Raw genomic sequence first — 15,034 nt, 5'->3', positions numbered from 1 at the left:
AAAGACTGCCTGAAAAACAAGTATGAGATCGAATTCATAAATTTTTCAGGCAGTCTGCAAAAGTGGATTACTTATCTTTTATTTTTCTTCTACTTTGTTTTTAACCACTAAACGGAAACCTTCTCCGTGAATGTTAAGAATTTCAACATCCTCATCCGGTTTAAGGTATTTTCTAAGTTTAGCAATATATACGTCCATACTTCTTGACGTAAAGTAGTTATCATCTCTCCAAATTTTTGTAAGTGCAAGCTCTCTCGGCATCAGGTCATTTTCATGAAGCGCAAGCATTTTTAGTAGCTCGTTTTCCTTTGGTGAAAGTTTAATTGGTTCTTCATTATCAAATGTTAGGAAACGTAGTTTTGAGTTAAGGTGGAACCTTCCAATCTGGAACTCAAACTTAGCATTATCTGTTTTGGTTTCAGAAGCCTTTCTTTGAATAATAGCCTTAATTTTCATTAAAAGCACCTCACTGTCAAAAGGTTTGTTAAGGTAATCATCTGCCCCAACTTTATATCCTTTAAGTACATCTTCCTTCATAGATTTAGCTGTAAGGAAAATAATAGGCACTTCTTTATTTTTTTCTCTAATTTCTCTGGCAAGTGTATATCCGTCCTTATAAGGCATCATCACATCAAGGATACAAAGGTCGAAATTGTCCTTCTTAAATTTCTCGAAGCCTTCCATACCGTTTTTGGCTAGTGTAACTTCAAAATCATTAATTGACAGATAATCTTTTAAAACCGCCCCAAAGTTAGGGTCGTCTTCTACTAAAAGAATTTTTTTGTGTGTTTCTTCCATATCTCTTTTTTTAATTTATTAGCGGCATCTTTATAATAAAAGTACTGCCTTTACCTTTTTCACTTTCTACGTATATGTGACAGTTGTGGTCGTCTATTATCCTTTTAACATAGGCTAATCCTAATCCGTGTCCTTTCACATTGTGCAAATCTCCTGTGTGCTCCCTGTAAAACTTCTCAAAAATTCGTTTTTGAGTGGTTTTAGACATTCCCAAGCCCTTATCGGTAATTTTGATCAAAACAAAATCCTTTACGTTCTCGGTATAAACATCTATTTCAGGTTCGCCCTCAGAATATTTAATAGCATTGTCAAGAATATTCACTATTACATTAGTAAAGTGTACATCATTTAACAACACTGTTGTTCTGGTTGCATGGAAATGGCGTGTTAACTGCCCTTCCCTTGCTTCAATAATCAAATGAACGTGCTCTATAGCATCTTCAATAATATCGTGTATATCGGCCTGATCTTTAGTCAGGTCAAGTTCTTTTCTGTCCAGTTTAGAGATTTGAAGTACATTCTCAACCTGAGAGTGCATTCTTTTATTCTCTTCCCTAATCATTTGCAGGTACCGCTGTACCTTTTCGGTATCGCCTAAAATTTTTGGGTTCTTAATCGCATCCAGTGCAAGGTTTATTGTTGCAATAGGCGTTTTGAACTCATGTGTCATGTTATTAATAAAATCGGTTTTAATTTCCGATATCTGCTTTTGTTTAATAAGCTGGTTAATGGCACTTAAATAAGCAATAATGATAATGAGCGTAAATACAATTGACAATGATGTTATACCCAGAAGCTTTGTTAATATATACTTTTGCTTATTAGGAAAACTAACCATAAGCCTGTAATCGGGCTTATCTCCTACACTACTGCTACCTGAGAACAATGTTATACCATAATGTCCTTCTTTGAAGCTGAACCCCTTGGACTGCATTTTTGTAGCAAGTCCGTCTTTGTAAACAACATATTCAAAATAAGTATCAATACCACTTTCTTCCATCTCGGCTTTGAGTGTACGTACCAATGACTCTTCAGAAATACGGCTTTCTATCGGCCTACCTTCATTGTAATAGTCAAAAAGTAGCTGAATTTTAAGGCTTTCCTTTTTTTCATTCTCCTTTTTGGCGTTATTCATTGACTGCTTAACAGCATCAATAGTCATGCCATTTTCACCCGAATTTTCTGTTAAAGAATTGTTTTTTGAAAACGATGAATCATCAATGAACTCCAACTCTTCTTTATAACTCTGAGCTATTATATCAGAGTATATTATATTGTTTCGTTCTCTTATATTTCCTTTATAAAGATAATTGGCAAAATCAGCCTGATTTGGCACATGTCCCACACTGTCTTTAATATGAATATATAACCTGTAAAAATTCTCTTTTTCTTCATTCTCCAGCTTTAACGAAACCTTGTTCATTAATCGCTGTACATCGGATTTAAACTGGTCTTCTCCGTTTTTAAAAGATATATTGATCCAGTATAGCTGTACTAAAATGATACCTATCAATGAAAGGCTCATAAAAAATACTAATAACCGGAATCTTGTTTTATTCATCAATACAAAATTAACATTTTAACAATTATACTCTTAATATATTAACCAAAGATTAACAACGACAGTATTTTTTACATATTATTCAATTCTGAAAAAATTTTATATGCTTCATTTTTAGCTGCCTCCCTGTCAATATTATGTATTATATAGTCACTTAAAACTACTTTTTTTTCTTCGTCCCACTGGTTGGCCATTCTATTTAAAACCTGTTCTTCGGTCACATTGTCACGTTGCATAACCCTTTTTATTCTAAGGTCTTTAGGGGCTGTCACAAGTATTACCTTATCGCAGTCTTTATAACTCCCGCTTTCAAATAATATTGCAGCTTCCTTTATCACAAAATTTTGCGAATTATGCATTTTCACCCATTCCAGAAAATGTTCTTTCACTTTTGGATGAATAATACCGTTTAATACAGCAAGCTTTTCGGGATTATTAAAAACAACCCCTGCCAATTTGGCTTTATCAGGTAAACCATTTGTAAAAACCATTTCGCCAAACGCTCCCTTAACTTCTGCAACGACTGCCGGCAGGTATAATATTTTTTTTGCTTCTTCATCGGCAATATATACCGGCACACCCAGTGAGGCAAAATAATTTGCCATGGTGCTTTTACCACTACCTATACCTCCCGTTAAGCCAATAATTTTTGTACCCATATTATTTGAAAAATAATTTAGGAAATGCTGTTTCCGGCTTTTGCTTCAACAACTGTACTTTATATAGTGATAATGCATAACCGGTGCCGTAACCATAAAACTGAATAAAAACTGCCACTACCGAAAGTAAACCTATTGTAAGGCTTTTGTTTTGTATGGCCGACAGTATAAACAGTAAACAGAAGTACAAAATATAAACATCTATAAAAAAATGCACATTAATTAACAGTACTATAAGAGAAAGGAATAATCCTAACATAAAAAGTGACGGAAATAAAAATACCGGCTTTTTATATTCCGGATGCCAAACATCCAGTATCGGTCTTGCTTTTCCAAACTTGTTTACCTGTATGTAAAACTTATTCCAGTCTATACGTCGTTTGTGATATACATAACTGTCTTTAAAAAGTTTAGTAGTAAAACCCAGTTTCCATAACCTTATTGAAAGATCGGGGTCTTCACCCGGATGAATGTTACCAAAACCTCCTGAAGCCTCAAATGCTTTTTTAGAAATACCCATATTAAAACTGCGGGGCTGAAACTTTTCTATCTTTTCTGACTTTCCTCTAACTCCTCCTGTGGTTAAAAAAGAGGTCATGGTAAAGTTGATTGCTTTTTGAACATCGCTAAAGGAGTCAAGCGCTGCATCGGGTCCGCCAAAACAATCAGTGTAGTGTTTATCAAGATTATGGGCAATACTTTGCAGATATAGTGGCGGCAGTATACAATCAGAGTCCAGAATAATAAAATAATCTCCCTTTGCTACTCTCATACCGTAGTTACGGGAATCTCCGGGACCACTATTTGGCTTAAAATAATAGGAAATACTAAGCCTGTTGCTGTAATTACCAACAATATCTTTACAGGTAATGGTAGAACCGTCTTCTACAATTACTACTTCAAACTCTAATTTAAATGTTTGGACTGTAAGGCTTTCCAGTAATTCCTGTATTTCATCGGGCCTATTGTAAACAGGTATAACAAGAGAGAAAAACATTAAGCAATCTTTTTTTAACAAAGTTAGTCTTAAAAAAGTAAAAAGCCACCATAAAACTGGTGGCTTTTCTATTTTTTTTAAACAAATGTTTAAAAGGTATGTTTTATAACAGTTTTACTGTTTTTTAATCACCCTTATTGTTTTTGTTGCAGTATCGGTAGCAACATTCACAAGGTAAGTACCTTCTTGTAGTGCACTCATGTTCACTGTACCCTCAAGAGCATTTATTTTTTGTGAAAGCACTTCCTGCCCTACCATGTTATACACTTTTACTGTAGTGATTTGAGATGAGTAAGATATACTTAATACATCTTTAACAGGGTTTGGCCAGTAAGTAAACGATGCTAAATCAAACTCTTTTGAATCAAGTGTAATAGTTATCGTTACAGCAAGAGGCTCACTACTACAACCATTTACAGTTTGTACAGCATAATAAGTTGTTTCGCCCTCTACCTCAGTACCTTCTACCAGAGGATTTTCTCCTGAAAGAGCATCTTCCTCGTTTGCATACCAAGTAATTTCACCGCCTTCAATACCGGTTACTTCAATATCTTCAATAGTAGCAACATAACCGTTTTCTATCTCGATATCCTGCATTTCATCTCCTTCAGGAGCCGGAATTATATTTATGGTAACAGCAACAGCTACTCTTTCACTTTCGCATCCGTTTACTATTTGAGACGCATAGTATGTTGCTGTTTCTAAAGCTGTATCTTCTGTAAGGGCTTCACCTTCTGTTTCGTTTGCATACCATACTATATTGTTATCTTCAGTAAGAAGGTCAGCTACTGTAGCAGCACTACAAAAATCAAACTCTTCACCTACATCAGGAACTTCTGTTACATTAACATTAACCTCTACATCTGCAGTAACAGAACATCCAAAGATGTTAGTCATAGTTGCAGTATAATTTACAACTCCTGCAGTTTGAGATTTAAAGTATACAGTTCCGGCATTTTCACCTTCTGTATATGGCTGCGTAGCCTCTTCATCTAAATACAGGTTTTCAACTGATGACCATGTTACTTCCTGCTCTATATTTTGAGAAATCTTAATGTCAAACTTCTTAGAAGAAGCAGTTCCTGTTGTCGCTGTAGTATTATTATAGTTATATAATGTTGCATTACCTGTTACTGTTGTATAATAGGTTTCTGCATTATCATATTGATCGGCACCAGAATACGATACACTTACAACAATATTAGAAACTCCATCCCATATATAAGGAGTTGTGAAGTTAATAGTATTCCATCCTATTGCGTGAGTATAAGTTACAGGACCATATACTGTTGTAAACGAATCCTCTGCAAGATAATTAGTATCTGCAAAAACATCCTGAGTAGTAGCACCAAGTTTAACAATATAATTATCATTAAAATTTTCGTCACCTACAGAAGTAATATTGTAAGCTATAGAAGTAATTTCTCCCGGAAGCACACCAGCTGCAGTTAGTTCTTCAGCCGTATAAATAGTTTGATATTTTAAACTTTGCCTTCTGTTACTAAATGCAGTAAGCTCTTCACTAACACCTGTTGTAGTTTCGTTAGTTCCAAATTGCGCCTCTACACTTACAGCAGCATTAGTTACCGATAATGGTAAAACTGTCGATCCGCAAACTTCAAAACTTTCTTCCGCAAATTCTACATCCTCAGGTAAAGGATTTACCTGTACTGTAAATGTTATTACATTTATACAACCAGAGTCTGCATCTGTAGCTGTAACAGTATAAGTTGTTGTTACTTCAGGAGAAACTGTAAGCTCTGCTCCTGTTAAATCTCCAGGCATCCATGCATAAGTATACCCTTCGTTATCACTTACAGCAGTAAGTGTAGTACTGCCTCCGTTACAAATTGCATCCTGAGTAACGCTAATTGTAACAGCCGGAGCTTCGTTAACCACTACCTCAACCTCTTCACGTTCTGAAAAACATAAGCCATTACCGTTAAAGATAAACTGTGGTCTTACAGAATATGTATTCACATTACCGCCATCGGTAGCTGCACATGCCTCTGACCCTGAAGTTGACGATGAGAAATAATGGGAAATTGTAGATACATAATCAGTCGTATCTGATTTTACGGTTCTACTCATTGTAGCACCTGATGATGGATTACCATGACAAAACTCTACAACAATATTTGATGTACCATCCCAGTTAAAAGGAGTATTGAAATAGAATGTATTTACACCAGAAACCGGCATGTATATAGCATTAGTATAAACAACACTAAAGTCATTATTTGCTACAAAACTCTCCATAGTTGTAGCAGTAGAAGCACCTATTTTTATAGTAAGGTCTCTCATTGCATATGAACCTACAGAAGTTACATCTAAACCAATAGAGTTTATATTACCTGCAGATAGTCCTGATGCTATAAGCTCATCTGCTGTTATAAGGTGCTGTGTATGGTTATTACTCCATGATGAATAGAATGGATTAGAGTTAGTACTTGTTGTACCACTACCATTACCAACCTTTACGTTTGCCCCAAGAGATAATTGTGCACTACTCACGTAGTAAGAAGTTGTCTCTGTTATGTAAGGTGTTTCAAACACATTACCTGTTGCTAAAAGTTCACCACCTTCAGCCTCAGCATACCAGTAAATATCACCATTTGTAGTAGATGCCTCTAACTCGATAGTTCCCTGACCACAAATATCAGCAGGCTCTTCTATAGTTAAATCAGTTTGCTCACATGGAGTCATTGCAAGTACAGGACCAACCCAATCACTAACGGTATCAGTATCACAGCTGGATCTAACCCAAATATAGTTCATTACGCCTAAAGGTAAATCTGCAACAGTTGCTGTTAGCACACCTGCCTCAACGCTACCTGTCACCTCAACATCTGAAGCAGGTATTTCGTTAGACTGAGAAACATAGTATTCATATCCGTTAGCAGGAGCTACAGGAGCTGCTGTCCATGAAACCTGTGCCGATGAACCGTTTAATTCATTTAAAACAGGATATTGCGGTAACGCACAAGCTGGCTGAACATCTACTTTAAAGTTGTCTATATAAAACCTTAAATCGGGTGTATCATCTTCACTATATCCGTAAAAACCTATTTTAATAACACCTGTATAGCCTTCTAAAGAAATAAATTGGTGTACACCACCTGCAGGGATATTATCATTATCAAATGTTACAAGCACATTAGCCTCATCCCATGTTAATCCACCATCGGTAGAGATGACTACCTGACCATATTTCTCTTCCATATCAGTAACAGGTGTACTACCGGTCCATGGAAGTATTGAAGCATCAAACTCTAACTGGTAGGTTATAGAACCGTCACCTAGATCAAAAGCCGGAGAAATTATCCACGCATTATCTTCATCATAAAGATTAATAAGAGCAGCTGTACCGTTACTATTTGACCCAGAATTATTATAATTCCCATTTGTCCAAGTACTTGAACCTCCGGTTAAAGTAACTGCAGTGCCAAGCGCTCCGGTTTTTTCCTGCCAGCAGCTATCTTCTGTATTGCCATCGTAATCACTAAAATCATACACATAAGGAAGTGTAGTAATATCACACTCTGTAACAAACGAACCTCCACTTACCCATTCACTTTCTGATCCGTCACAGTTACTACGTACCCAAAAATAATATTCGGTTAAAAATTCTAATCCGTTTACTGTTACAGTAGTTGCATCTGCTATGTTCCCAGACACTTCTGTAGTATCATCAGGAGCCTCATTTGTAGTAGAATAATAGTAATCAAATCCTCCGGCAGGTAAATCAGCCGCAAATTCCCATGATATCATTACATTACCCAAACCTACAGTAGCTGCAAGGTTTTGTGGTGTGTTACACGATACTTCGGTAACGCTTAAATTATCAATAGCTATAGCTTGTTCGTCACCACTGCCTCCATCATTTCTCCATTCAAAAACAATTCTTGCAATCCCTCCCTGATATTCATCAACATTTACAACAAAAGAAGCTGAAATAAACTCTCCTTCAGAAAGGTTTAACTGAGCTACTTGCTCTCCACCGGAAGATGAAGATATTTGTGAACCAGCTTCTAACGTATAATTTGTAGGTACAACCCAAACCCTAAGGTAGTCATAATTACTTTCTCCTCCACTTTTCCAGTCAAAAGAAATTTCCATCTGTGCAAGATCTTCCGGAACTGCCACATCCCTGTAAGCCTGTACTACAGAAGATGTATGACTATAAGTATTTGAAACACCATTATCACTACTCACGTAAAGTGCAGATGTGCCTCCGTTATTTACGGCATCGCCTACAAACCACTGATTAGTTTCATCACCATTATTTAGATATAAAGTAGTACCATCTTCAAAATCCTCTTCAAAAGGTAGTACTGCAGGAACCTGTGGCGAAACATACATAAGCGGACCTGCCCAAGGAGAAAACTCACCACCGCAGTTGCCTCTTACCCAAAAGTAATATTGAGTATCGGGCAATGTTGTTAAAGTAGCAACAGTTTCGGTAGTAGTACCTGTAGCTACTGTAGCCGGACCGGGAACCTCACTTGTGGTTGCAAGGTAATATTCATATCCTGATGCAGGAGCAGTTTCAGGAGCAGTCCATGATACTTCACCCGTATTTGCATTATTTAAAGTTAATGCTGTAGGCGGAATACATGTGGTTTGAGCAATGGTAACATCGTCAAAATAAATATGTAAATCCTCTCCAGTCATTGAAGATGCATAGAACCTAACGTAAACAGTGTCACCGTTAGCCGGTATAAATGTTACTGTCCTTTCGGCGCAATCTGTAGTAGATGTGTAGTTTGAATCATCAATAGTTTCAAGAGTTGTCCATGTTCCGCTAAGATCATTTGTCCATTGTACATCAAGAGTAAAATCATCACCTACTGCAGGTGATGTACTTGAAGCATACTGCATTACTTTAAAACTGTAAGTAAACGTAACCTCACTCCCATCAGAAAACGATATTGCAGGTGAAGTTAAAATACTATTCAATCCATAATAAATATTAGCTCTTACAGATTGATCTCCTGAGCATGGGTTTGTACTAGATGTGCTAAAAGAGCCCGCATTACCTGAAGACTGCCAGCCATCTATACTGCTCTCCCATCCTGTTGTATAATAAATTTGTGATTTTGCTGTATAGCCCATTAACAGCATTACGAAAAAGAGTAAGAATCGGGAATACCGATTTACGACTGCATTTCCGTGATAAGGCCGGAAATTAGCCGGTAAGGTAATTCTTTTCATGAATAATTTGGTTTTAATTAATTAGTTTGCTAAAAATATAAAAAATAGACTACAAAAAGTTTCATTTTTAACATTTGACATGTTTTTTATTAAAATAACTGTATTTGTTATATTTTAATAAAAATTAACTGTTAAAGTTTATTTTTAATTAAAAATTCAATTATTCAATAATCATAAAATGTTATGAATTTTAAACTAATGTTAAATAAATATTAATTTGTTTTATATTAAATACAAAAAAGCCACCTGAAATGAGGTGGCTTTTAAGGTAAATTCATAAACAACCCCTTTTAAGAGGTTGTTTAATCAATTTAACAAACTATTGTTTTTTGATAACTCTAATAGTTTTTGATGCATTTTCGGTATTTACTATTACTATGTAGCTACCGTCTGAAAGACCACTCATATTAATAGTTCCCTGTAATGCATTTATTTGTTGTGACATAACCGGCTGTCCTAATAAGTTATATACTGTGGCCGATGTTATACTTGATGAGTAAGAAACATTAAGTACATCTTTTACCGGGTTTGGCCAGTAGTTAAAGTTAGCTGTTTCAAAATCTCTTGCATCAAGTGTTATAGATACTGTTACTGCAAACGGTGCACTACTACAGTCGCCTATAGTTTGTACAGCATAGTAAGTATTACCCGATGTTACAACAAAATCAGAAGAAAGCGGGTTTTCGCCGTTCATTGCATCTTCCATAGAAGCATACCAGTTTACCTCAGCACCTTCTGCAGCAATCACTACTAAGTCTCCTATAACAGCATCATTACCCGCCATTACTTCCACATCCTGCATTTCCTCACCTTCAAGATCAGGAACTGTATTAATTGTTACAGTAACAGCAGCTCTTACAGCACTTTCACATCCTTCATACATCATAGCCGCATAGTACATGCCTCCGTCTATAAGTTCTGTCTCAGCAGCAAGAGGCTCTCCTCCTGTTTCATCTGCATACCACATAATATCATCACCATCAGCCATTAAGTCAGCCACAGTAGCACTTCCACAGAAAGACTGTTGAGCATCGGCCATTGGAGTTTCAACCACGTTAACAAATACTGCTACCGGAGTTCTCATAAGGCTTTCACAACCATCTATAGTTTGAGATGCAAAGTATAAAGCAATACCTGCCTCAAGTTCTGTTTCTGGAGCTAATGGCTCACCACCTTCAAAATCAGCATACCATTGTACATCAGTACCTGTTGCCATTAAATCAGCAATAGTACCGGCGTTACATACTAATTGTACATACTCATCTACAACCGGTGCCGGTGTAGTATTTACAGTAGCTGTTACCGCTACCCTTACAGCGCTTTCACATCCGTTAACTGTTTGTGAAGCATAGTATACTGTAGCATCGTTAAGCATTACAGTTTCAGCCAGTGCATCTCCGCCAGTAGCAGAATAGTACCAGTTAACCATTTCACCTTCTGCTGTTAAATCTGCTACGGTAGCACCTGCACAGAATATCTGAGAAGCCTCGGCGGTTGGAGCCGGAGTTACAACAATTGTAAGATCTGTTGAAGCAGAAACTGCACAACCAAATTCGCTTGTTACAGTAACTGTATAGTTAGCATCTGCCGAAGCATAGTAATATACTGTTGCTGCCGGTTCACCCATATAAGGTACTGTAGCTGCCGCATCAGAATATAATCCGCCTTGTGGCGACCAAATGTAATCTACAGGGTTAGTAGCACCTGTAATGTTTACATTATACTCTTCATACTCACCAAAGCCTGTCCATGCACATGATGATGTTGCCTGAGACTGTATATTGTAACTACATAACACTCTCATTCTTGTCATACCATTGAATGCTGTAGTAGGTATGGTTATATCTCCCGTTACGGTTGTAGATGAAGTGACACCTGATGTAGTTGTGAATACACTTTCGTCTTCACTATACACACCATCCTGGTTGTAATCAATCCAAATTCTTAAATACTGACTCCAGGTTGCACTACCTGTTTGCATTGACACTGTATATGTATCACCACCTGTTACGTTTGCAGTAAGGGCGCTGTAGTACGTATAGTCATCTGCCGCATCGCCTGAATCATTATTTGTAATATTTGCAAATGAGAAGCTGTTTAGGTAATCACCAGAAGCACCAGGGTTGTTCATTGAAATTTCACAGTACTCCTCTGCAATTATTGTACTACCACCTGAAGCTGCAAGTGCAACCACTGAGTTTTGACAAACATCTGCCATATCAGGAGTAACAGAAAGTCCTATAGGAAGCGGATTAACCACAATTGTTATCTCTCCTACTTCCACACAACCTGAATCAGTATCTGTAGCTGTTACCATATAAGTAGTAGTTTCTACCGGAGATACAGTTTGCATAGCACCTGTTAAGTTACCCGGCATCCATACATACTCGTAGTTCATATTGTCACTAGATACCGAAATATCTGTACTCTCACCTTCACATATTGATGATTCACTAGCCATAAGCATAATATCCGGGGCATCAGTTACAGTAGCTGTAACTGCCATCCTTGGGCTTGAACATATAGCTGTACCATTAATTATCATTTGTGCTCTGTTTGAGCTTGTTGTTGTATTACCGGAATCACCTACACTACCTGTAGTTGCTGCACAAATAGCATCTGCAGTTTGGTTATCTGCATAAGTATAAGTTGTACCTGTATATCCTGCATTGTCATACAATACTGTTGATGATGAACCTCCTGTGTTTACATTACTGTAACAAACCTGTACTACAATGTTACTTGTACCATCCCAGGCAAACGGAGTGGTAAACGCATAAGTATTAACACCAACTGTTAATGGCTGAGCCGCATTGGTATACACCTGAGTTAAACCGTCTACATGAGTATTTGTAGCCTCATTTTGAGTTGTAGTACCAATACTTACAGCAAAGTTATTGAAAGTAGAAGTACCTAACGAAGTAATTGTAAAGGCTACCGAGTTTATAGGACCTGCAAATAAACCTGCTGCCTGTAAATCAGAAGCTCTTAATATGTATTGTGTTTTAACTCCTCCCCAACCGTGATAGTATGGAGAACTACCTCCGCTTGAACTTGTACTTTCACCAGCTCCAAAAGTTAAATCAGTATTAGCAATAGGAGAACCTGCACTTACATAAAAATCAGTAGTTTCAGTAACTAAAGGAGTAGTAAACATTTCTCCCTGTCCAAGCATAGTACCGCCTTCGGCAGCATCATACCAGCTTAATACACCATCAAGCTCGGTAGTTGCAGAAAGTTCTGCTTCACCCTGCCCACAAACTGTACCACCTTCTGTAGTAAGTACTTCAGGATAATCACACATAGTAGTAAATACCTGGGCTATACTCCAGTCACTGTACACATCTGTACATTCTGTTCTTACATATACATAGTACATTGTAGAAGGCATAAGCCCTGTAACATCTACAGAAGTTTCGGTAGTCATATCACCTGAAGCCGGAGCAGTATCAGTAGTAACAACTGCATACTCATAACCTGTAGGTACCCCTACAGTTGGAGCTTCCCATGAAAGTGATACACCATTTTTAGTAACGTTAGCAGGAGCTACCACCACTGGTACATCACAAGACGGAGTTTCCTCCACAAGTATATTTGTGATATGGAAGTCATAATCCGGTGAGTTATCCACAGGTCCGTCTGTACCCTGGAAACCTATCTGGATAGTTTGTCCCACAAAATCAGTAAGCGGTAAAGTAAAATCAGTAAGTGAGTTTGTTAAAGTAGCTGTGTTGGCTGCTTCAAATACGTAAAGAGAAGTCCATGTAGCACCACAGTCAGTACTAACAAGTACATTAACTTTATCATCTGTACCCTGCATTCCGTCAGGATCTGCACCACCACTGTTATAGTTACTGATAGCAGCTTTGAATTTAAGTCTTGAATTTACTGTTAGTGCAATTTTAGGACTTATTATCCAAGAGTTTCTTGTGTTAGTATACAAGTTGATTTTTGCTGTTTTAATACCAAGGTTAGTACTACTTGTCCAATCTGAAGAAAGTCCTCCAGGGTTAGCATTTGTAGGCTCTGTACCACCAGATGTGGTAATTGAAGCCTCAAACCAACCCGGTACAACAGCGCCAAGGTTAGCTCCCGTAAAATCAGTAAAATCATTTGCAACAGGTAAACCTGCAGCAGCACCCGGTACGTTTACCGTTAGAGCATTAGTATCGGTAGTTACGTTGATTAAAGTATTGTACGGGTCAGAGCCACAACGGTTGTACTCATATACTTTTACATAATACATAGAACCACAGGTTAAACCTGAAACAGTTACTGATGTACCTGTACCATCATAAACAATTTGCTGACCTGCATTAGCAAAAGTGCTGTTTGCAGTATAAGCCGCAATACCTACACCATCTGTAGGATCTGTAATTGGTGTATCACTTACCACAACCATTCTGCGTCCGCCATCACCACTAGTCCAATTAAGCGCCATTGAACTAAAGCCTATATTACCTGTCACTAAAGCAGAAGCCTGTGTAGCAGGAGCTATTTGTGGAGTTAATGTTACCGCTGTAGAGTAAGCATCCTCTGTACTGTTTGTACAGGTAACTTTTAAACGGTACTGAATATCTGTCCCTGCATAAGCAGGTGGAGTATAAGAAGCAGTAGTTGCTCCTGTACCTCCTGTAGCGTTAGCCCAGTTTGCACCTGCATCGGTAGATTCCTGCCACTGATAAGTAATACCAGGAACCACTAAACCAGATGCACCAGTTACACTTATAGCCGATGGTGTAGCACCTGCACATACATAACGTACAGCAGGATCATTAGCTGTTCCTCCATCAGGCACGCCTGTACATGGAGGCGGTGGGTTAAAGGTATAAGTTAATCCACTTGTAAATCCTAAAGCTCCATTAAATGATGCTATAGATGAACTGCTAACTCCTGTAGTAATTTGAACAGGAGCATTCCAGTCACCATCTGTAGCAACAGTTAAACATAAATAATTTGATGTTGAGCTCTTAATTCCAAGTTGTGGCTGGTAATCAGTAGTAGCTGCATAAGGAGGAGTACCATCATACACAAACTTTATAACACCAGTTACAGTGTTTAAACGTGCCTGAAAGTTAAAACTCTCTGATTTGTTGTATCTCCTGAAATTAGTCCACTGGATTACAACCTCGTCACCTACCTGTTCCCAACGTATAGTTGCAGTACCGGTAGCACCGGCAGCTAAATCTCCGGAGAACGGAGCCAAAAATACATTGTTACCTGTATTACTGCTTATAACGCGGTAATTAAAGCTTGAAGGCGCACTACTTCCTCCTAATTGTACCTGTCCGTTGCTGGTTACATAAAAGGTAGAATAAGATGTACCTGCAAAGCTAAAAGCTGTTGGCAGTGTTAACTCGCTTGAAGAATAACTATCCAACGAAGGTGAATAATCTGTAGCAGAGGTAATAACCGTACCTCCCGTTATTGGGGTGTACACTCCGCTAGATTGAACAAACGAATATACATCCGCCTGTGAAAAAGTTTTTGTAGCTCCTAACATAAGAAGTAAGTAAGCGGCAGACATAATCCACCCCTTATAACCTCTTTGCCAGAAGTTTTTTAATGTAGTTTTTTCCATGTAACATCAAGTTTTAATTAATTGTTAATAAAATTATAATTTTTTACCCTAAAAAATTGATAATATAACAATAGGTGACATTTTTATTAAAAAAATTGATTTTGTTACATTTCATTAAATTTTTTACACAATATCCCTTTTTTATCTAATTATTTATTTTTTAAATAATGTTTTTATGTTAATTTTTTAACAGACAATTTTGTTAAAACAAATAAAAAATCACA

General features: G+C 37.4%; 6 protein-coding genes. All 6 read right to left on the bottom strand.

What is annotated here, in order from left to right; translation table 11 throughout:
* Positions 1-78 precede the first annotated feature (78 nt).
* Positions 79-798 carry a response regulator transcription factor gene (locus ABS768_RS05055; RefSeq protein WP_129750162.1) on the bottom strand — a complete coding sequence of 240 codons (720 nt, stop codon included), beginning with the start codon at positions 796-798 and terminating at the stop codon, positions 79-81.
* Positions 799-808: 10 nt separating this feature from the next.
* The gene (locus ABS768_RS05050; protein WP_408073886.1) at positions 809-2,359 is read right to left on the bottom strand and encodes a sensor histidine kinase; all 1,551 of its coding nucleotides are present in this window, start codon (positions 2,357-2,359) and stop codon (positions 809-811) included.
* A 71-nt stretch (positions 2,360-2,430) separates the two neighbouring features.
* Positions 2,431-3,018 carry a dephospho-CoA kinase gene (gene coaE / locus ABS768_RS05045; protein WP_408073885.1) on the bottom strand — a complete coding sequence of 196 codons (588 nt, stop codon included), beginning with the start codon at positions 3,016-3,018 and terminating at the stop codon, positions 2,431-2,433.
* Position 3,019: 1 nt separating this feature from the next.
* The gene (locus ABS768_RS05040) at positions 3,020-4,015 is read right to left on the bottom strand and encodes a glycosyltransferase (RefSeq protein ID WP_408073884.1); all 996 of its coding nucleotides are present in this window, start codon (positions 4,013-4,015) and stop codon (positions 3,020-3,022) included.
* 114 nt (positions 4,016-4,129) lie between these two features.
* Positions 4,130-9,229, bottom strand: coding sequence for an Ig-like domain-containing protein (locus tag ABS768_RS05035; protein ID WP_408073883.1), 5,100 nt, complete (start codon positions 9,227-9,229; stop codon positions 4,130-4,132).
* 319 nt (positions 9,230-9,548) lie between these two features.
* Positions 9,549-14,810, bottom strand: coding sequence for an Ig-like domain-containing protein (locus ABS768_RS05030; protein WP_408073882.1), 5,262 nt, complete (start codon positions 14,808-14,810; stop codon positions 9,549-9,551).
* Between the last annotated feature and the right edge of the window lie 224 nt (positions 14,811-15,034).

Source organism: Flavobacterium rhizophilum, from assembly GCF_046000485.1.
GTDB lineage: Bacteria > Bacteroidota > Bacteroidia > Flavobacteriales > Flavobacteriaceae > Flavobacterium > Flavobacterium rhizophilum.
Note: the sequence above shows the minus strand (reverse complement) of the source record. Positions and strands in the feature narration are given on the sequence as shown.